Source organism: Rhodopseudomonas pentothenatexigens (assembly GCF_900218015.1).
Classification (GTDB): Bacteria; Pseudomonadota; Alphaproteobacteria; order Rhizobiales; family Xanthobacteraceae; genus Rhodopseudomonas; species Rhodopseudomonas pentothenatexigens.
The window spans coordinates 26,530-44,835 of the sequence record NZ_UFQQ01000020.1 but is presented as its reverse complement, the minus strand read 5'-3'; the positions used below and the strand labels follow the sequence as shown (position 1 = coordinate 44,835).

General features: G+C 65.5%; 16 protein-coding genes, 1 pseudogene and 1 CRISPR repeat array. Of the genes and pseudogenes, 10 read left to right on the top strand and 7 right to left on the bottom strand.

Features of this window, described 5'->3' with window-relative positions; all coding sequences use genetic code 11:
• The first annotated feature begins 1 nt into the window (after nt 1).
• Both cas2 and DWA33_RS17995 read left to right on the top strand, forming a co-directional pair.
• The gene (cas2, locus tag DWA33_RS18000) at nt 2-358 is read left to right on the top strand and encodes a CRISPR-associated endonuclease Cas2 (protein ID WP_244601336.1); all 357 of its coding nucleotides are present in this window, start codon (nt 2-4) and stop codon (nt 356-358) included.
• Between the two features lie 72 nt (nt 359-430).
• Nucleotides 431-2,577: a CRISPR direct-repeat array (repeat unit 36 nt; unit sequence AGTTTAGCGGACTGGTGATTGAGGGCCAACCGAAAC).
• A gap of 165 nt (nt 2,578-2,742) precedes the next feature.
• Nucleotides 2,743-4,194 carry a caspase family protein gene (locus tag DWA33_RS17995; protein ID WP_244601340.1) on the top strand — a complete coding sequence of 484 codons (1,452 nt, stop codon included), beginning with the start codon at nt 2,743-2,745 and terminating at the stop codon, nt 4,192-4,194.
• Between the two features lie 28 nt (nt 4,195-4,222).
• Here DWA33_RS17995 and DWA33_RS17990 read toward each other — a convergent pair whose 3' ends face one another.
• Genes DWA33_RS17990 through DWA33_RS17980 form a run of 3 tightly spaced genes read right to left on the bottom strand, consistent with a single transcriptional unit; the run spans nt 4,223 to nt 6,397 of the window.
• Nucleotides 4,223-5,659, bottom strand: coding sequence for a DUF6880 family protein (locus DWA33_RS17990; RefSeq protein WP_114359844.1), 1,437 nt, complete (start codon nt 5,657-5,659; stop codon nt 4,223-4,225).
• Nucleotides 5,660-5,677: 18 nt separating this feature from the next.
• Entirely contained in the window at nt 5,678-5,866 is a 189-nt protein-coding gene (locus DWA33_RS17985) for a hypothetical protein (RefSeq protein ID WP_114359842.1), read from the bottom strand.
• Between the two features lie 57 nt (nt 5,867-5,923).
• The gene (locus DWA33_RS17980; RefSeq protein ID WP_114359840.1) at nt 5,924-6,397 is read right to left on the bottom strand and encodes a hypothetical protein; all 474 of its coding nucleotides are present in this window, start codon (nt 6,395-6,397) and stop codon (nt 5,924-5,926) included.
• 179 nt (nt 6,398-6,576) lie between these two features.
• Between DWA33_RS17980 and DWA33_RS25505 the strand changes: the two are divergent.
• Nucleotides 6,577-6,753 (top strand): annotated as a pseudogene (locus DWA33_RS25505) (HigA family addiction module antitoxin); the annotation flags it as partial.
• A gap of 122 nt (nt 6,754-6,875) precedes the next feature.
• On the opposite strand, the gene parE reads toward DWA33_RS25505, so the two are convergent.
• Together parE and DWA33_RS25500 are read right to left on the bottom strand one after the other, a co-directional pair.
• The gene (parE, locus tag DWA33_RS17970; RefSeq protein WP_114359838.1) at nt 6,876-8,927 is read right to left on the bottom strand and encodes a DNA topoisomerase IV subunit B; all 2,052 of its coding nucleotides are present in this window, start codon (nt 8,925-8,927) and stop codon (nt 6,876-6,878) included.
• The gene (locus DWA33_RS25500; RefSeq protein ID WP_244601335.1) at nt 8,905-9,459 is read right to left on the bottom strand and encodes a hypothetical protein; all 555 of its coding nucleotides are present in this window, start codon (nt 9,457-9,459) and stop codon (nt 8,905-8,907) included. The genes parE and DWA33_RS25500 overlap by 23 nt, the downstream gene beginning before the upstream one ends.
• Before the next feature lie 314 nt (nt 9,460-9,773).
• Here DWA33_RS25500 and DWA33_RS17960 point away from each other — a divergent pair, with 314 nt between their 5' ends.
• Both DWA33_RS17960 and DWA33_RS17955 read left to right on the top strand, forming a co-directional pair.
• Nucleotides 9,774-10,304: a DedA family protein gene (locus DWA33_RS17960; protein WP_114359836.1), complete on the top strand. Its 531-nt coding sequence runs from the start codon at nt 9,774-9,776 to the stop codon at nt 10,302-10,304.
• Between the two features lie 83 nt (nt 10,305-10,387).
• Complete coding sequence (locus DWA33_RS17955) at nt 10,388-11,377, top strand: MBL fold metallo-hydrolase (protein WP_114359834.1); 990 nt, start codon at nt 10,388-10,390, stop codon at nt 11,375-11,377.
• A gap of 3 nt (nt 11,378-11,380) precedes the next feature.
• On the opposite strand, the gene DWA33_RS17950 is transcribed toward DWA33_RS17955, so the two are convergent.
• Entirely contained in the window at nt 11,381-12,286 is a 906-nt protein-coding gene (locus DWA33_RS17950; RefSeq protein ID WP_114359831.1) for an alpha/beta fold hydrolase, read from the bottom strand.
• A 32-nt stretch (nt 12,287-12,318) separates the two neighbouring features.
• The gene (locus tag DWA33_RS17945; protein WP_114359829.1) at nt 12,319-12,864 is read right to left on the bottom strand and encodes a DUF2087 domain-containing protein; all 546 of its coding nucleotides are present in this window, start codon (nt 12,862-12,864) and stop codon (nt 12,319-12,321) included.
• Nucleotides 12,865-13,312: 448 nt separating this feature from the next.
• Between DWA33_RS17945 and DWA33_RS17940 the strand changes: the two genes are divergently transcribed.
• The 5 genes from DWA33_RS17940 to DWA33_RS17920 all read left to right on the top strand — a co-directional run bounded on the left by DWA33_RS17940 (nt 13,313) and on the right by DWA33_RS17920 (nt 18,301).
• Complete coding sequence (locus DWA33_RS17940) at nt 13,313-13,978, top strand: FMN-binding negative transcriptional regulator (RefSeq protein ID WP_114359827.1); 666 nt, start codon at nt 13,313-13,315, stop codon at nt 13,976-13,978.
• Between the two features lie 14 nt (nt 13,979-13,992).
• Nucleotides 13,993-14,988, top strand: coding sequence for an N-acetyl-gamma-glutamyl-phosphate reductase (argC, locus tag DWA33_RS17935; RefSeq protein ID WP_114359824.1), 996 nt, complete (start codon nt 13,993-13,995; stop codon nt 14,986-14,988).
• 65 nt (nt 14,989-15,053) lie between these two features.
• Entirely contained in the window at nt 15,054-15,653 is a 600-nt protein-coding gene (locus DWA33_RS17930) for a class I SAM-dependent methyltransferase (protein ID WP_114359822.1), read from the top strand.
• A gap of 256 nt (nt 15,654-15,909) precedes the next feature.
• On the top strand, nt 15,910-17,706 hold the full coding sequence (locus tag DWA33_RS17925; RefSeq protein ID WP_114359820.1) for a B12-binding domain-containing radical SAM protein: 1,797 nt from the start codon (nt 15,910-15,912) through the stop codon (nt 17,704-17,706).
• A 232-nt stretch (nt 17,707-17,938) separates the two neighbouring features.
• Nucleotides 17,939-18,301, top strand: coding sequence for a hypothetical protein (locus DWA33_RS17920; protein WP_114359818.1), 363 nt, complete (start codon nt 17,939-17,941; stop codon nt 18,299-18,301).
• Nucleotides 18,302-18,306: the final 5 nt, after the last annotated feature.

Genomic DNA, 18,306 nt, shown 5'->3' with positions numbered 1-18,306 from the left:
AATGGCGACCGCCGAACACCAGGCGCCGCCCGCGCTGTCAGGTTATCGAATCATGTGGCTGTTGGTGCTGTTCGATCTTCCGGTGGGGACCAAGAAGCAGCGCAAGAGCGCGACCGGATTTCGCACAAAGCTGCTCGATCTCGGCTTCGAAATGTCTCAGTTTTCTGTTTATCTGCGCTTCTGCGCCGGCAAGGAGCAGGCTGAAGCCTATGCCCGAAAGGTCGAGCAGGCGATGCCGTCGTCCGGGAAGATCCACATCATCGGCATCACCGACAAGCAATATGAGAACATCCGAACCTATCGCGGAAGAAATCGCGAACAGAGCCCGAAAAATCCGGATCAATACGCGCTCTTCTAGCCCGTCAGGTGCGATTCGGGACCTCGTCGATCAGAAATTCTCCAGTATTTGCAAGCGGATGGTTCGGTAGGCAGTTTAGCGGACTGGTGATTGAGGGCCAACCGAAACGAAGCGCTCGGTTTCGTGAAGACGGCTGTAAGTTTAGCGGACTGGTGATTGAGGGCCAACCGAAACCATCGACTACAACGCCGGCACCTACATCTAAGTTTAGCGGACTGGTGATTGAGGGCCAACCGAAACGAATGTCGCTTGCTCCCTGATTGTGTTGTCAGTTTAGCGGACTGGTGATTTAGGGCCAACCGAAACAATATACCAACATTCCGCGTCGAAAGCATCAGTTTAGCGGACTGGTGATTGAGGGCCAACCGAAACTCATAGACTGATTTATCGACGCCGCGTCGCAGTTTAGCGGACTGGTGATTGAGGGCCAACCGAAACGCCGGATTTCTTCAAGCTGGCGCCCGGCGCAGTTTAGCGGACTGGTGATTGAGGGCCAACCGAAACTGATGTCATCGCCGCACCTCGTCCGTGGCAAGTTTAGCGGACTGGTGATTGAGGGCCAACCGAAACTTGAAACCGGAAGAATACAAAACTGGTGATAGTTTAGCGGACTGGTGATTGAGGGCCAACCGAAACGGTGAAGGCGGACGGCGAGACCTGGGTGTGAGTTTAGCGGACTGGTGATTGAGGGCCAACCGAAACAGCGGGGAGGGGCGGGAGATGGCGGACAAGAGTTTAGCGGACTGGTGATTGAGGGCCAACCGAAACCACGTAGTCACGACCATCATTCGCCATCGGAGTTTAGCGGACTGGTGATTGAGGGCCAACCGAAACAGGCCTTGATACGACGTCTCGCCCGACGAGAGTTTAGCGGACTGGTGATTGAGGGCCAACCGAAACGGCAATGATCCGGGCGTCGGTGTCGAGCAGAGTTTAGCGGACTGGTGATTGAGGGCCAACCGAAACAATTTCGACGCCGGTCACCTTGCCGCCGACAGTTTAGCGGACTGGTGATTGAGGGCCAACCGAAACGTGGCGCCGTGTCGCCTTCCCTGATCTTCGAGTTTAGCGGACTGGTGATTGAGGGCCAACCGAAACTGCGGCCGGCGCCGTAGCGTCGGGCTCGATAGTTTAGCGGACTGGTGATTGAGGGCCAACCGAAACCCGCGGCGGCCATGGCCGCGGCGCGCGGATAGTTTAGCGGACTGGTGATTGAGGGCCAACCGAAACCACGGTGGCGTCGGCGCCGCTGCGGCCGAGAGTTTAGCGGACTGGTGATTGAGGGCCAACCGAAACAGAAGCGGGCCGAGCGCGGCGCGGTCCGTGAGTTTAGCGGACTGGTGATTGAGGGCCAACCGAAACTCACGCAACGTCACGGTGCGCTTATCCAGGAGTTTAGCGGACTGGTGATTGAGGGCCAACCGAAACCATCGTGTCGGCCTTGATGCCGAAGCCGTCAGTTTAGCGGACTGGTGATTGAGGGCCAACCGAAACAAAAAGCAGCCGACGCAAACCTGAGGATGCAGTTTAGCGGACTGGTGATTGAGGGCCAACCGAAACGCGAGCCGAAAGCTCGACCATCCAGCCGCGAGTTTAGCGGACTGGTGATTGAGGGCCAACCGAAACGTATTGCGGTCGAACAGGATCGGCTGCGGAAGTTTAGCGGACTGGTGATTGAGGGCCAACCGAAACGGCGAGCGCGGACGGATTGGCGCGCAGCACAGTTTAGCGGACTGGTGATTGAGGGCCAACCGAAACGACCGCCTCGATGCATGGGCGCTGATCGGAGTTTAGCGGACTGGTGATTGAGGGCCAACCGAAACAGCGCGGTGAGGCACAGCGGCTTCGGAAACAGTTTAGCGGACTGGTGATTGAGGGCCAACCGAAACTCCGCAGGGCTCGGCGGAATTCGCCGCGTGAGTTTAGCGGACTGGTGATTGAGGGCCAACCGAAACAAGGCGATGGCCGAGGCGCAGAAGGCACTGAGTTTAGCGGACTGGTGATTGAGGGCCAACCGAAACCTTCTTGGCGGCCAGCACCGCGTCGAAGTAAGTTTAGCGGACTGGTGATTGAGGGCCAACCGAAACGAATCAAGTATGGAATCCTTCTGCATTCCCAGTTTAGCGGACTGGTGATTGAGGGCCAACCGAAACGCAGAGCTTCCGCACGAATTCGAGCATTTGAGTTTAGCGGACTGGTGATTGAGGGCCAAGCCGGATCGTAGCCGCGCCCGACGTCCTTTTCGGTTGAACCGTGCTCGGGTTCTGACCGACTATGGCGCAGGCGGCCGCGATCCGGCCGCTGCGTTTTGAGGGACTGGAATGCGACCGATCGAAAGGCCCTGCACGCGGCACGGAGCTGTATTGTTCGCGGCTGTCGCCTGCATGCTGGCGCTGCTGGTCGCCGGTCCGGCATGGGCTGCGAAGCGCGTCGCGCTGGTGATCGGGAACGATGATTATCGCAACGTGCCGAGGCTGCAGAAGGCGGTCAACGACGCGCGCACGATCGGCGATGCGCTGAAGAGGCTCGGCTTCCAGGTGATGGTGGCGGAGAACCAGACCCGCGCCGCCTTCAGCCAGAGCCTGCTGGCTTTCGACACCACGATCGAGCCCGGCGACACCGCGTTCTTCTTCTATGCCGGCCATGGCTTCGAAATCGCCGGACAGAACTACCTGCTGCCGACCGACGTGCCGGCCGCCACCGAGGGCCAGGAGGAACTGGTGCGCGACGCCTCGATCATGGCGGACCGCATCGTCGACCGGCTGCAGAACCGCGGCGCCCGCACCGCGATCCTGGTGCTCGACGCCTGCCGCAACAATCCGTTCGAACGCCGCGGCGTGCGCGCGTTGGCCGGGCGCGGCGGGCTGGCGCCGATGACCACGCTGCCGGAAGGCGTGTTCTCGATCTTCTCGGCCGGCCCGCGGCAGACCGCGCTCGACCGGCTGTCGGACAGCGACAGCAATCCGAACTCGGTGTTCACCCGGGTGTTCGTCAAGCAGTTGCTCGATCCCGGCGAGAACCTGGTGCAGGTGGCGCAGCGCACCCGCCGCGCCGTCAGCGAGTTGGCCGATCAGATCGGCCACAAGCAGGTGCCGGTGTATTTCGACCAGATGGTCGACGACGTGTTCCTGAACGGGCGGCGGCAGCCGGGCACGGCCGCCGCCGGCGCTGCCGAGCCGCCGCAGAAGGTCGCCGCGCTGCCGCCGGTGGCGCCTCTGAAGCCGCCGACCGCGGAGGCGCTGAATGCGCCGATCGCCAGCTTCTCCCGGCACAATGGCGGCTGGACGGTGTCGTTCTCGATCGCCGATCCGACGCTCGGGATCTCGTGGCGGATCGGCGACGGCGAATTCCGCGAGACCGGATTCATCGATGCGCTCGATCCGCGCACCCGCAAGCGGATGCCGAACCCGTCGATCCAGCTTCCCGCCGACGCGCCGGCCGGCATCATCGAGCTGCGCTACATCGATGCCCAGGGCGAGATGCAGGGGCCGTTTCCGATCAAGTTCGAGCCGGAGGCGGCGCTGCTGCGCGACCAGCGCAAGATCCTCGACATGACCGCGACGAGCTGGCTGTCGTTCCGCGAGTTCAACGGCCTCTTGGTCTACTACACGCATCTGATGTCGTATCGCTGCGCGATCCGCGAGGCGCGGATCGGCATCGACAGCGCGGTGCCCGACAAGGTGCTGAAGATGCCGCCGTGCGACATGCGCGACCCGGTGGCGATCCCGAGCAGCGCACAGCCGTATCTGAAGCTGGCGCCCGGGGTGAAATCAGTGTCAGTCGAGCTGACCTATCGCGACGGCAGCGTGTCGGAGATCAAGACGTTCAGGAAGTAGCTGCGACGTTGTCGCGGCCGTTCTCGTCTCAGGAGAGCAGGCTCCAGAATCCGGTCTTGCGGCCGTGCTCCACGCGCAGGCGAGTTTTGTAGGTGATGTGGCTGTCGAAGCCGCCGAAGTCGGAGATCGCGCCGGACAGGCTCTCGCATTCCAACAGATGCCGCGCGGCATGGCGGTAGCGGGCTGAGCGGCCCTGGACCAAAGTGAAGTCGATCATCGCCCGCAGCGCCAGCGTTGCGGCGAGCGGATACTTGCCGGCGAGCGCATCGGCGGCCGGGGAGAGAAGTTCGTAGTGATTGCCGTCGAGTTCTTTGGCACGCCGGGTCACCAGTCGGGCGGCGCGATCCAGCGCGGGCCACGCCACCAGAAAGGCCAGAGCCGGCAGCAAATGATCGAACCGCTCGACATGGTCCAGCGCGCGTCGTTCGGCTTCGACGTCGTCGAAATCCGGCAGGCGTTTGAGATGAGCGCGCAGATGGTCGACGCTCAGGAACCTCTCGAAACACGACCACCGCGCGGTCTGCGCTTGGTCGTGCCGGCCCAGCGCGTCGAGGACTTCGATCCGCGCGTCCTCCCAATCGAAATTGGGAAATCTGGATGAATGTGACTTGGCATCGTTCACAATCTGCAGCGCCTCGTCGGCGCGACCGGCCGCCAGCAGGCGCCGTGCGAGCTCCGCGGCGATGCCGGGACTCTTCCGCGCTTCGATGCTGTACTGGGCAATGTAGGAGTCGACGTCGCCCTGGACGTCGGCGATGGTTCGGAGGCTCGCGGCGATCATCCGTTCACGGCGGGAGGACATGATCTGATCGAGGTAGATCGGGCCCCGTGATCCCAAGCCGATCACCGTCCGGTCCTCGTCGGCAGGCACTTGCACAGGCTGTTTGGACAGCTCGATGAGCCGTTGTTTCAGATGGTCGAGACCGGCGCTCCCGAGCACCGGGCCAAGCGACTCGATCAGATCCTCCTCCATGCTGTAGGGGCTCTGTTCGAGTGCCTTGAAAGCTCGTTCGGCCAAGGCAATCGGATCGCACTGTGCGGCTTGTGCGAGCGGCCCGAGATCGCGGATCGCATCGACGAAGATCGGGAACAGGCGTCCGTTGCTGTCGTCGCTGCGCTGCAAGACATCGTCGGCCATGTCGACCAACTGCCACATCAGATCCTGTGCCGCCGCGGGATCATTGGCGGCGACATGGTCGACAATCGTGCGACGTTGCGTCTCCAGGTCCGCGGCGAGCTCCTTGACTTTGGGCCCTTCCAGCAGGCTTTGCGCGCGGGCGATCTGGCCCAGCCTCTTGCCGATTTCGCCGGCGACCGCCTTCGGCGAGGTGAGGGCCGTGATCTCCAGCTTGAGCCGCCGTTTTGCCGGAGCGTCGTTGGCGGTGATCTCCAACAGCAGTTCGGCCAGACGTGGCGCGCCGAGCGCTTCCAGTTGGCGAGCCGTCAACGTCGATTTCGGGGCCATGGTCGACGCTTCCGGCGGCTACGACCGTCGCGAAACGAAGATCAGCAGCAGCCCGCCGAACGCGGTCGAGGCGCCGTACCACATCCACTGCGACTGGTTGATCATGAAGCTCTGGGCCGGCCACTGGATCAGGCCGGCGCCCTGGCCGGTCCAGACCAGACCGACCAGCAGGGCGATGACACCGATGATGAGAAACAGTGTGCGCATAAGACAATTAGGCACCTTTTCGCGCGGCCGTTCAAGGGCGGCGAAGGTCGGACGGCGCTAGCCGCCGAGCGAGCGACTGATCCGGGTGACGATAGCGTCCCATTTGCGCTTCTCGGCGGCCGGATAGTTGATCAGCACGCAGTTCATCACGGCACGGCCGCGGTTGCAGCGGTTGTACCAGATGCGGCCGTTGCGGATGCTCGACACCGCGAAGAACCGCGGCGTGACGCGGCGATAGATGATTCCGGACGGCGGATTGCGGCGCGCCAGGAACGCGGCCGGGGAGGCGCCGTCGGGATTGGGCACCGCCTGGACGGTGAGATCGGCGCGGCCGTCGGCCGAGACGAATCGCCGGCCCGGGCCGTCCTGCGCCGGTCCGCCGTCCTCGCTGAAGATCGCACGCGGCACGTCGGCGGCCGCCGAACCCGCGGCGACGTTGTAGCGCTGCCAGTCGAGCGCGCCCGGCTGGGCGTAACCCAGGCCGGGGATCAGGACTATAGCGGCGGCGATTAGAAGCGCGTGTCGTGTCATCAGCGGTCTCCGACAATCGTTGCAAACGCCACCGCGACGGCAAGGTTGCGAAGGCAAAAGGTCAGGCAGCCTGCCGCAGCTTCGCCAACCGCTCAAGCCGAGCGGTACGAATGGCCTTGAGCCTTGCCGTTCGCCGTGTTGAGATTGTCGATAATCACAAAAAATGAGAAGAAACGAACATGCCTCCGGTCTCGCATCCAGGCCGACTGCTAAAACGCGAGCTTGCCGCACGTAAGCTCGGCGCCAGTCAGCTCGCACTCCACATCGGCGTGCCGTCGAGGCGCATCACCGACATTCTCAACGGTCGGCGGTCGATGACTGCGGATACTGCGGTGCGGCTGGGCCGTTATTTCGGAAACGCTCCGCAGTTCTGGCTCGATCTGCAGAGCCAGTACGACATCGCCGTCATCGAGCGTCATAAGGCGCGGAGATCGACCGGCAGGTGCGGCCGGCGGACGCCGCCTGACCGATCGAGTCCTCACACGTCCAGCATCTCTTCGCTGGCGAACTCGGCTTTCTCCGAGATGAAGGCGAAGCGGGCTTCGGCCTTGGTGCCCATCAGCCGTTCGACCGAATTGGCGGTGCCGTCGCGGTCGTCGGCGAGCAACACGACGCGCAGCAGGGTGCGCTTGGCCGGGTCCATCGTGGTTTCCTTGAGCTGCGCCGGCATCATCTCGCCGAGGCCTTTGAAGCGGCCGACATCGACCTTGGCGTTGGCGTTGAACTCCTTCTTCAGCAGCTCTTCCTTGTGGGCGTCGTCGCGGGCGTACACCGTCTTGGCGCCGTGGGTCAGCCGGTACAGCGGCGGCACCGCGAGATACAGGTGGCCCTCGTCGATCAGCTTCGGCATTTGCCGGTAGAAGAAGGTGATCAGCAGCGAGGCGATGTGGGCGCCGTCGACGTCGGCGTCGGTCATGATGATGATGCGCGAATAGCGCAGATCTTCCTCGCGGTAGTTCACCCCGGTGCCGGCGCCGAGCGCCTGGATCAGGTCGGACAGCTGGGCGTTCGCCACCACTTTGTCCTTGCCGGCGGAGGCGACGTTGAGGATCTTGCCGCGCAGGGGAAGCACGGCCTGGGTCGAGCGGTCGCGCGCCTGCTTGGCGCTGCCGCCGGCCGAGTCGCCCTCGACGATGAACAGTTCGGAGCCTTCGGCCGCGGTCGAGGTGCAGTCGGCGAGCTTGCCGGGCAGCCGCAGCTTCTTGACCGCGGTCTTGCGCGAGATTTCCTTTTCCTGGCGGCGGCGCAGCCGCTCCTCGGCGCGCTCGACGACGAAATCAAGCAGCTTGTTGGCCTGCACCGGATTGCCGGACAGCCAGTGGTCGAACGGGTCCTTGATCGCCTGTTCGACGATCTTCTGCGCCTCGGCGGTGGCGAGGCGGTCCTTGGTCTGGCCCTGGAATTCCGGCTCGCGCACGAACACCGACAGCATCACCGCGGCGCCGACCATGACGTCTTCGGAGGTGATCGAGGACGCGCGTTTGCCCTGGCCGGCACGCTCGGCGTGGTCCTTCAGGCCGCGGAGCAGGGCGCTGCGCAGGCCGGACTCGTGGGTGCCGCCGTCGGGCGTCGGCACGGTGTTGCAGTAGGACGACAGGAAGCCGTCGGCATCGGCCGTCCAGGCCACCGCCCATTCGCAGGCGCCATGGGCACCGTTGCGGCCGGATTTGCCGGCGAAAATGTCGGGGTGCACCAGGGTGTCGTTGTGGATCGCCGCGCCGAGGAAGTCCTTCAGGCCGCCGGGAAAATGAAATTCATCCTCGGCCGGAACGTCCTCGATGCCCTTCAGCAGCTCCGGATCGCACTTCCAGCGGATCTTCACGCCGCCGAACAGATACGCCTTCGACCGCGCCATCTTGAACAGGCGCTGCGGCTTGAACGCCGCCTTGGCACCGAAGATGTCGGTGTCGGGCTTGAACCGGACGCGGGTGCCGCGGCGGTTGTTGACCTTGCCGAGGCTCTCGAGCTTGCCCTTGGGGTGGCCGCGCTCGAACGTCATCCGGTAAAGCTGCTGGTTGCGCGCAACTTCGACCTCAAGACGCGACGACAACGCATTGACGACGCTGACGCCGACGCCGTGCAGGCCGCCCGAGGTCTCGTACACCTTGCTGTCGAACTTGCCGCCGGCGTGCAGCGTGCACATGATCACTTCGAGCGCCGACTTCTTCGGAAATTTCGGATGCGGATCAACCGGAATGCCGCGTCCGTTGTCGGAGACGGTGAGGAAGCCGTCGGCCGACAGCTCGACCTCGATGAAAGTGGCGTGGCCGGCCAGCGCCTCGTCCATCGAGTTGTCGATCACCTCGGCGAACAGGTGGTGCAGCGCCTTCTCGTCGGTGCCGCCGATATACATGCCGGGCCGGCGCCGGACCGGCTCCAGCCCCTCCAGCACCTCGATGTCGGCAGCGGTATAGCCGTCCTCGGCGCCGCCCGGCTTGGCGGCCGCCTTGGCCGCGGCCGGCTTCGGCGCGGCCCCGAACAGGTCGGTCGACGGTTTCGATTTCGAACTAGCCTTCAGTGCCTTGGCCATGAATCCTGCAGTCTGGTCTGAGATCTTGCGGGCGCGACGCGCCGTGCGAATCATTGTGGCTGACTATGCCATGGAAGGTTTGCGAATGTGACGCCGGGTGGACCGCCCGATGCAGCCCGGTGGTCTGCGGCGCATGGCGGCGGTCGACCGGGTGCGCCGCATCGCGCCGCGCCGGCATCGCTTCTGCGCGGGCGGTGCGGACGACGACCACGCCGAACAGCACCACCGCGGCGGTGACAATCAGCGAGCCGATGATCGGAACGGGCATATAGGCCGGACCCTGGGTGATGGAAAGGGCAATTCCGGCCGGGAACAGCACCGCGCCGGCGATGTGCAGGCCGCCCTGGACCCGGGCCAGCAAGGTGCCGCCAGCCGCAGGGAGCACGCGGTAATACAGCCCGAACAGGAACAGCATCACGCCGCCGATCAGATTCAGATGGGCGTGCGCCGGTCCGAGGGTGAAGTCATGGGCAATGCCCATCGCAATGCCGCCGAGCATGCCGAGCACCAGCAGCGCCGCGCTGGCGCACATCATTACCGATCCGATCATCGTGAGATCCTTCGAGGCTAGGAGGCGGCGGAGTCGCCAGGAATGGAGCGGCAGAGCGCGAGCCAAACGGGCGGCTACCGAGATACCTGCTTTAGCCGCGTGCGCTGCAAGAAGGTTCAATCGAAAAGCCCGGTCACCGCACGGGCCGGTTGCGGGCGGCGGCGAGATGCCGCGCAGCCGGCCGCATTGCGGCCATCACGGTTTGGTGCGGAAAGCCGGCACCGCATGTCGGTGTCCGCGAACTCCGTGCTATGCGACAGCGCGGTGACAGCCGGCACCCGCAGGTCAGAAGGACGATGGAAGCTCATATTCAAGACATTGCCGAGTTCGTGCGGCAGCATCAGGCTTGGGCGGCGCCCGTGGTTCTGGCGCTGGCGTTCGGGGAGTCGCTCGCGTTCGTTTCGCTGCTGGTCCCCGCCTGGGGCGCGCTGGTGGCGATCGGAGCCCTGATCGGGGTGTCCGGCATCAGTTTCTGGCCGGTCTGGCTGGCGGGGGGCGTCGGGGCGGCGCTCGGCGACTGGGTGTCGTACTGGTTCGGCTACCGCTACAAGGACAACGTCACCCGGATCTGGCCGCTGTCGAAATATCCCGGGCTGCTGCTGCGCGGCGAGGATTTCGTCCGCAAATGGGGCGTGCCGAGCATCTTCATCGGCCGGTTCTTCGGGCCGCTGCGCGCCTCGGTGCCGCTCGCGGCCGGGATCTTCGAGATGCCGTTCTGGCCGTTCCAGATCGCCAACGTGCTGTCGGCGCTGGTGTGGTCGGCGGTGCTGCTGCTGTTCGGGGACGGGCTCTCGATCGGGCTCGGCTGGATGCTGAGGTCGGTGTAGCGCCGATCAAATGCGCGTCATGACGTGATCGCGCCATCGGTTGCAGCTTAGACTGCGGCGCAAATCACCAGCGAGGACACGCCATGGATCTGACCCGACGTCACGCCCTCACTGCGACCGCCGCGCTTGCGGCGGCACCGTTGCTGAAGGCCGCGCCTGCCCACGCCGCGGCGCCGGCCGCCGACAAGCAGGCGCCGAGCTTCTACCGCTACCGGGTCGGCGACGCCCAGGTGAACGTGATTTCCGACGGCATCAATACGTTCCCGCTGTCCGACGGCTTCGTCACCAACGTGATGAAGGATGAGGTCAGCGAAGCGCTGGAGGCCGCGTTCCTGCCGAAGGACAAGATCTCGATCCAGTTCGCGCCGCTGGTGATCAACACCGGCGGCAAGCTGGTGGTGCTCGACACCGGCAACGGGCCCGGCGCGTTCGCGTCGAGCAAAGGCAATGTCGGCCAGTTCGGAAGCAACATGGCCGCCGCCGGGTTCGATCCGAAGGCGGTCGATCTGGTAGTGATCTCGCATTTCCACGCCGACCACATCAATGGCCTGCTCGATGCGTCCGGCAAGCCGGCGTTCCCGAACGCCGAGGTGCTGGTGCCGGCGGCGGAGTGGAAATACTTCATGGACGACGGCGAGATGAGCCGCGCGCCGTCGGGGCGGATGCAGAGCGTGTTCCAGACCGCGCGAAAAGTGTTCGACGCCGGGCTGAACAAGAAGGTTACGCCCTACGAATGGGGCAAGGACGTCGCGCCCGGCCTGTTGGCGGTCGAGACCCGTGGCCACACCCCCGGTCACACCTCGTTCGTGCTGTCGTCCGGCGCCGACAAGGTGTTCATCCAGTCCGATGTCACCAACCTGCCGGCGCTGTTCGTCGCGCACCCCGGCTGGCACCTGATGTTCGACCAGGATCCGGCGATGGCCGAGACCACCCGGCGCAAGACCTACGACATGCTCGCCGCCGAGAAGATGCGGGTGCAGGGCTTCCATTTCCCGTTCCCGGCGATGGGGCATGTCGCCAAGGACGGCGACGGCTACCGGTTGGTGCCAGCGCCGTGGAGTCCGGTGATCTGACGATCAGGCTTGCCTGAGAAAGGCGCGTGCACGCGCGCGCACCTCGTCGAGATGGGTGAACAGGCTGACGTGTTCGCCGCCTTCGATCGCCACCAGCTCGCCGCGCGGGGACTCCCGCGCGACGCGCTCGCCGTGCGCGAACGGCACGACACGATCCGCAGTGCCGTGGATCGCGAGTAGTGGCGGAACATGGCGCGCGGCGTCGATCGGCGGCATCGTGGCGAAGGTGGCGGTGTCGCTGAGCGTTCCGGGCAGACGCTCCGCCATCCGCACGAACACGCTGGTCTGCAGCGCCGCGAGCATCGCGCTGGCCGACGGATCGGCCAGCGTTCGCGCCCGCACGACCGGATCCGGAATAGCCCGCTCTGCGGCCCTGTCCGGATGGCGCGCGGCTCGCCGCGCCAGCCAGCTCGTCAGCCATGGCAGCCGTGCCATCCAGCGCATCATCGGCAGCCGTGACCGGACCTCCGGGGGAATAGCCAGAGTGCCGGTGCAGCACGATACAAGAACTACGGCTGCACAGCGGTCGGGATGGCGGAGGGCGAAGTGCAGTGCCGACGGGCCGCCGGCCGAGACGGCGATCACTGCGGCCCGCTCGATCGCCAGCGTGTCGAGCAGCGCCGCGTAGAGATCGGCCTGCGCGCTAGGGGACGAACCGCTCGATTGCGGCGTGCCGAGATAGCCGGGCCGCGACAGAGCCAGCACGCGATGCGCCGGCGCGTCGCCGAGCACCGCGCGGCCGAGCAGCAGGCTCTGGTCATAGCCGCCCATGCCCCCGTGCAAAGCGAGCACGGCCGGACCATTGCCGCAATGAGCGAGTTCGATCGGCCCGCGCGCGGTCCGATCGAGCGTGGCCGCGGGCAGGGCGAGCGGCAGCGCGCCGCCGCCCCAGGTCTGGGGAGTCGTCATGATGCGCCTCGTTTGTCTGGCTTAGCCGGCGATCAGGCCGCGAGCCGCGGGGCGAGGTGGCGGATCAGCGCCACCGCTTCCGGCGGCGGCTTCTGCTCGACCCGGCGATATACCCGCCCGTCGCGGGTGCGGGTCATCAGGCCGGTGTCGCACATCATGCGGCGCAGCAGCGCGTGATCGCCGAAGCCGTGATGGCCGAGCAGCAGCTCGTTGAGCTGCTTTTCGCTCAGCTCGCGTCCCGCCGGCACCCGCGACCACATCACCCACAGGCAGAGCAGGCGATGGCTGGCCTTCTTCGGCCATCGGGTGAGCACGCCGCCGGCGTCGAAGTAACGGGTCGCCTGCGCGACCTTCTGCAGATCGGCCACCGGTTCAGTTTCGGGCTGGCGTTGCAGCCGCTGCTCGGCGTCGAACTGCGCGCGAAAATGCTGGAAGTTGCGGTAGCCGGCCGAGCGCGCCAGCAGGTTCAGCATCTCGACATGGCCGAGCTTGTGGCCCTGGGCGTCGAGCTCGCGGTTGAGCGCACGCGCCAGCGCGGAGACATCCTGGGTGGCGAACGGGAAAACAGTTCTGGTCATGACCTCATCCTCGATCGTGCCGAACGAAGAATGTCGTTGGTCGCTGACTTACGACGGCGGCACGGGACAAGTGTCAGCCGATCGAGGAAACAGGCAGGTTTAGCTTCCCATGCGGGACAGCGACGCCTTGGTGAACTGCCGACCAGTGCGCGGGGAATACAGCCCAATAGTGCGATTGGCAAGCCGTGCGGGCGGCAGCGTCGTCATGATCGAGCCTGAGATCTGCGCGGATCGCGGGTTGACCGGGGCCGCGACCGCTCCTATCAACGCGCCATGCTCAACGCGCTCACCACCGCCAAAGCCCGCCGCCGCAGTCCCGCGGCATGGGTTGACGCGCGCGTCTGACAGCGTCGTCCCTGCCGCCGGTTACGGTCCGCGGCAGGTGAGCTTCACATCCCCCTTACGCGCACTCGATCCGGCGGCTCCCGTTCAAACCAGGAGCCTTTCGATGTATGCGCCACCCCAGTTCAAGCCCGACCGGTCCGCCTGCCTTGCGTTCGCGGCGGCGCAGGGTTTCGGTCTCGCTTGCGCCCATGACGCCGCCGGGCCGATCGCATCGCCGCTGCCGTTCGCGATCCAATATGCTAGCGACGGCACGCCGCTGTTGTCGTTCCACATTGCGCGCAACAATCCGCTGGCGCGCTGCGCCGATGCCCGCACCCCGTGGCTGATGGCGGTGACCGCCGGTCATGCCTATGTGTCGGCTGACTGGTACGCTTCGCCGGATCAGGTGCCGACCTGGTTGTACAAGAGCGTGCAGCTGACCGGTCCGGCGGCGGTGATGTCGGCCAGCGAACTGGACGCGCAACTCGACGACGTCAGCTCCTTGTTCGAGACCGCGCTGGCGCCGAAGCCGCCGTGGACGATGGCCAAGATGGCGGCCGGCCGGCGCAATGCGATGAAGCAGGCGATCGTCGGGGTGATGATGCGGGTGGATGCGGTGGCGGGCAGCTTCAAGCTCAACCAGCACAAGTCCGACGCCGATCACGTCGCGGTCGCCGCCGCGCTGGCGCGCCAGCCCGACCCCGGCTCGCAGGAGATCGCGGCCGAGATGGTCGCGCTGCGGCCGCATCTGGATTACACCGTGCCGGTACTCGCCGGCGAACCCGCTTGATCAAGGAGCGATAAATGACCCTGACCGACAGCACCAATCCAGGCCAGACGCGGGCTGCGAGCGGCAAGCCGGTGGTGTTCATCGACGGCGCTGCCGGCACCACCGGTCTCGGCATCCGCGAGCGGCTGGCCCGCCACGGCCAGGTCACCGTCAAGGATATCGCCGAGGACAAGCGCAAGGACGCCGCCGCCAAGCGTGCGCTGATGGCCGAGGTCGATCTCGTCATCCTGTGCCTGCCGGACGATGCCGCGAAGGAGACGGTGGCGCTGATCGACGAGCTCGGCGCGTCAGGCCCGAAGGTGCTCGACGCCTCGACCGCGTTCCGGGTCGCGCCGGACTGGGTCTATGGCTTCGCCGAGCTGGCGCCGGACCAGGCCGACAACATCCGTGCCGCCAAGAAGGTCGCCAATCCGGGCTGCTATCCGACCGGCGGCATCGCGCTGCTGCGGCCGCTGGTCGATGCCGGCCTGCTGCCGGCCGACTATCCGGTGACGATCAACGCCGTCAGCGGCTATTCCGGCGGCGGCAAGTCGATGATCGCGGCCTACGAAGCCGGCACCGCGCCGGCGTTCGAGCTTTACGGCCTCGGCTTCGCGCACAAGCATCTGCCGGAAACCCAGAAGTATTCGGCGTTGTCGCGCCGGCCGATCTTCATCCCCTCGGTCGGCAACTTCCGCCAGGGCATGCTGGTGTCGGTGCCGCTGCATCTCGACACGCTGCCGGGCAAGCCGGCGGCCGCCGACCTGCACGCCGCGCTGGCGCAGCGCTATGCCGGCAGTATCTATGTGTCGGTGCCGCCGCTCGATGCTGCGCCCTACGCCGGCGGCCGGATCGAACCGGAAGCGCTGAACGACACCAACCAGCTTGAACTCTACGTGTTCGGCAGCGATGCCCACCGCCAGGCGGTGCTGGTGGCGCGGCTCGACAATCTCGGCAAGGGCGCCTCCGGCGCCGCGGTGCAGAACATGCGACTGATGCTGGGCTTGCCCGACACCGGTGGGGTCGACTAGCGGATCGCTCTCAGCATTGCGGCTCGCGGTTTCGCGACCGGGAGCCGCGTCACTCGGAAATCGCCATGACCCAAGCTTTCGACGACGACACGCTGCGGTTCTACCGCGGCAACGCCACCGCTTACGCCGAGCGCCAGCCACGCAGCGTGACGCTGACCAAGTTCCTGGACGAACTGCCGGCGGGCGCCAGGATCCTCGAACTCGGCTGCGGGGCCGGCTACCAGGCCGAAGCGATGCTCGCGGCCGGCTTCGACGTGGACCCGACCGACGGCTCTCCGGAACTGGCGGCCGAAGCCTCGCGCCGGCTCGGACGACCGGTCCGCACCATGCTGTTCCATCAGCTCGACGCGGTCGAAGTTTACGGCGCCGTTTGGGCTCACGCCTGCCTGCTGCACGTGCCGAGGGACGAGCTTGCCGACGTGCTGAAGCTGATCTGGCGGTCGTTGAAGCCCGGCGGCCTGTTCTACGCCAGCTACAAGTCCGGCGACGGCGAGGGGCGCGACAAGCTCGCGCGTTACTACAATTATCCGTCGGAGGAGTGGCTGCGCGCGCAGTACGCGGAAGCCGGCACCTGGGCATCGGTCGCGGTCGAGACCAGTGAAGGCAAGGGATTTGATCAGCAACTCGCCCGGTTCCTGCACGTGACGGTGCGGAAGCCGGAGTGACGACTTACCGCGACTGAGTTCCCAGCCCGCTGTGCAAATTGAGACACACCTGTTGCAGTTGCGTCTCATCGGGGCGGTCGCTGGCCAGTTAGCGTACGGTTAGTACCCCGGCCGCAACATATGCGATTAGTTTGCAGCGATAATTGAGTGAGTTGCGCCGGGCGTCCTTGCCAGCGCCCGGCGACCTGAGCCAAGCTCTTATGCGGGAGGCCGAGGGCGGGACCGCTTTCGGCTGCGAGAGCAGGTGAGGGCGGCAATGGCGAATGTGCAACCGGCGGCGCGGCCGTCGAAACGGTTCCAGATCGCACTGATCAAACCATCGCACTACGACGACGACGGCTACGTCATCCAGTGGTTCAGGTCCTTCATACCTTCGAACTCGCTGGCAGTGGTCTATAGTCTCGCGGAAGACGCCCGGCAGCGCCGCGTTCTCGGCGACGTCGAGATCGATATTACGGCGGCGGACGAGATCAATACCCGCACGCGTATTCCGCAGATCGTCGAGCGGTTCCGGGCTCATGACTTCTTCGGGCTGGTGTTCATCGTCGGGGTGCAGTCCAATCAGTTCCCGCGCGCGATGGATATCGCCCGCCCGCTACGGGCCGCCGGGGTGCCGGTGGCGATCGGCGGCTTCCACGTCTCCGGCTGCATCGCGATGCTGCCGGGCATTCAGCCGGATCTGCAGGAGGCGCTCGATCTCGGTGTCACTTTGTACGCCGGCGAACTCGAAGGCCGCTGCGACGAGCTGCTGCGCGACGCTGCCAGCGGCGCGCTGAAGCCGCTGTACAACTACCTGAACGACCTGCCGTGCCTGGAAGGCGCGCCGACCCCGGTGCTGCCGCGCAAATTCCTCAAGGGCACGTTCAGCCTGCAGACCTCGTTCGATGCGGGACGCGGCTGTCCGTATCAGTGCTCGTTCTGCACCATCATCAACGTGCAGGGCCGCAAGTCGCGCGGCCGCAGCGCCGACGATATCGAGCGCTTGGTGCGCGCCAACATGGCGCAGGGCGTCAACTGGTTCTTCATGACCGACGACAATTTCGCCCGCAACAAGGACTGGGAGGTGATCCTCGACCGGCTCGCTGCGCTGCGCCGCGAATTCGCCGCGACCGGGCAGAAGGACATCAAGCTGGTGATCCAGGTCGATACGCTGTGCCACAAGATCGACGGCTTCATCGACAAGGCGCGGGCGGCCGGCGTGGTCCGGACCTTCCTGGGGCTTGAAAGTATCAACCCGCAGAATCTCGCCTCGGCCAAGAAGCGTCAGAACAAGATCACCGAATATCGCCAGATGCTGCTGGCTTGGAAGAAGGCCGGGGTGATCACCTATGCGGGCTACATTCTCGGCTTTCCGCACGACACGCCGGAGAGCATCGCCGAGGATATCGCGATCATCCAGAAGGAGCTGCCGCTCGACATCCTGGAGTTCTTCTGTCTGACGCCGCTGCCGGGCTCCGAGGATCACCAGCGCCTGTTCAAGCAGGGCGTGGCGATGGACAGCGACCTCAACCGCTTCGACATCGAGCACGTCGTCACGCCGCATCCGAAGATGAGCCGGGAGCAGTGGCAGGGCGCATATTTGAAGGCGTGGGAGCTGTACTACTCGGCCGAACACATCGAGCGGATGCTGCGCCGTGCCGCCGCGACCGGCGTCGGCGTGTCGCGGCTGGCGTCGATGATCTTCCTGTTCTCGTCGATGGTCCGGATCGAGAAGGTGCATCCGCTGCAGGGCGGCATCATCCGGCTGAAATACCGGCTCGACCGCCGGCCGACGCTGCCGGTCGAGCCGGCGCTGGTGTTCTATCCGAAGCTGGTCGCCGGGGGCGCGCGAAAGCTGGTGCAGAACGTCCGGCACTGGTTCTGGATCGACGGCCTGCGCCGCAAGATCCGCAACGACCCGAACCGGCTCAGCTACACCGATACGGCAATCACCCCGGTCGATGACCGCGAGGTCGAAGAGCTGGAGCTGTTCACCCACAGCCAGGCCGCCCAGGACGCGGTGGAGCACATCCGCAAGATCAACCAGCTCACCCACGCCAAGTCGGTGGCGTAGGGGCCGCCGCTTGTTCTCGTCATTCCGAGGCGCGCGCCAGCGCGAACCCGGAATCTCGCGGTGATCGCCAAGGAAGATGCCGCAAGGTGCGCGGCGGCGCCGTGCACCAGCACGTCGGGATTCCGGATTCACGCGCTGCGCGCGTGCCCCGGAATGACGGGCAGAGAAACTGTTCTCAACCTGGGACCTCCATGCTTAAATCCAGCCTCGCAACGAAGTGTTCGGAGGCGGAATGACGGTGGCTCCTGTGCTGGTGATCCTCAGCGCGGCGACGGCGTTGGGGCTGTATCTCGGGCTGCTCTATCTGCGCGGCGAGCGGAAGCAGGGGCTGGTGGCGCTGCATTTGCTGCTCGGCTTCGGCGGCCTCGAAACCCTGGTGATGCTGCTGCACGGCACGCCCGATGGAGCCGCGACGACGGATAGCGTATCTTTCGGCAAGATCGCGGCCGGTCTGTTCGCGGTGTCGGCGTTCTCCGGCTTCATCGCCGCGCTGGCGCGGCGCTCGCCGGTCGGCGCGAACGTCCTGCTCGGCACGCACGTCACCGTCGGGCTCGCCGGCTTCGCGCTGCTGCTGGCCTGGGTGTCGGGGACGTAGCGCGC

Coding starts and splice junctions, on each gene's coding strand:
- cas2 (WP_244601336.1), top strand. CDS start 2: ATGGCGACCGCCGAACACCAGGCGCCGCCCGCGCTGTCAGGTTATCGA.
- DWA33_RS17995 (WP_244601340.1), top strand. CDS start 2,743: ATGCTGGCGCTGCTGGTCGCCGGTCCGGCATGGGCTGCGAAGCGCGTC.
- DWA33_RS17990 (WP_114359844.1), bottom strand. CDS start 5,659: ATGGCCCCGAAATCGACGTTGACGGCTCGCCAACTGGAAGCGCTCGGC.
- DWA33_RS17985 (WP_114359842.1), bottom strand. CDS start 5,866: ATGCGCACACTGTTTCTCATCATCGGTGTCATCGCCCTGCTGGTCGGT.
- DWA33_RS17980 (WP_114359840.1), bottom strand. CDS start 6,397: ATGACACGACACGCGCTTCTAATCGCCGCCGCTATAGTCCTGATCCCC.
- parE (WP_114359838.1), bottom strand. CDS start 8,927: ATGGCCAAGGCACTGAAGGCTAGTTCGAAATCGAAACCGTCGACCGAC.
- DWA33_RS25500 (WP_244601335.1), bottom strand. CDS start 9,459: ATGTGCGCCAGCGCGGCGCTGCTGGTGCTCGGCATGCTCGGCGGCATT.
- DWA33_RS17960 (WP_114359836.1), top strand. CDS start 9,774: ATGGAAGCTCATATTCAAGACATTGCCGAGTTCGTGCGGCAGCATCAG.
- DWA33_RS17955 (WP_114359834.1), top strand. CDS start 10,388: ATGGATCTGACCCGACGTCACGCCCTCACTGCGACCGCCGCGCTTGCG.
- DWA33_RS17950 (WP_114359831.1), bottom strand. CDS start 12,286: ATGACGACTCCCCAGACCTGGGGCGGCGGCGCGCTGCCGCTCGCCCTG.
- DWA33_RS17945 (WP_114359829.1), bottom strand. CDS start 12,864: ATGACCAGAACTGTTTTCCCGTTCGCCACCCAGGATGTCTCCGCGCTG.
- DWA33_RS17940 (WP_114359827.1), top strand. CDS start 13,313: ATGTATGCGCCACCCCAGTTCAAGCCCGACCGGTCCGCCTGCCTTGCG.
- argC (WP_114359824.1), top strand. CDS start 13,993: ATGACCCTGACCGACAGCACCAATCCAGGCCAGACGCGGGCTGCGAGC.
- DWA33_RS17930 (WP_114359822.1), top strand. CDS start 15,054: ATGACCCAAGCTTTCGACGACGACACGCTGCGGTTCTACCGCGGCAAC.
- DWA33_RS17925 (WP_114359820.1), top strand. CDS start 15,910: ATGGCGAATGTGCAACCGGCGGCGCGGCCGTCGAAACGGTTCCAGATC.
- DWA33_RS17920 (WP_114359818.1), top strand. CDS start 17,939: ATGACGGTGGCTCCTGTGCTGGTGATCCTCAGCGCGGCGACGGCGTTG.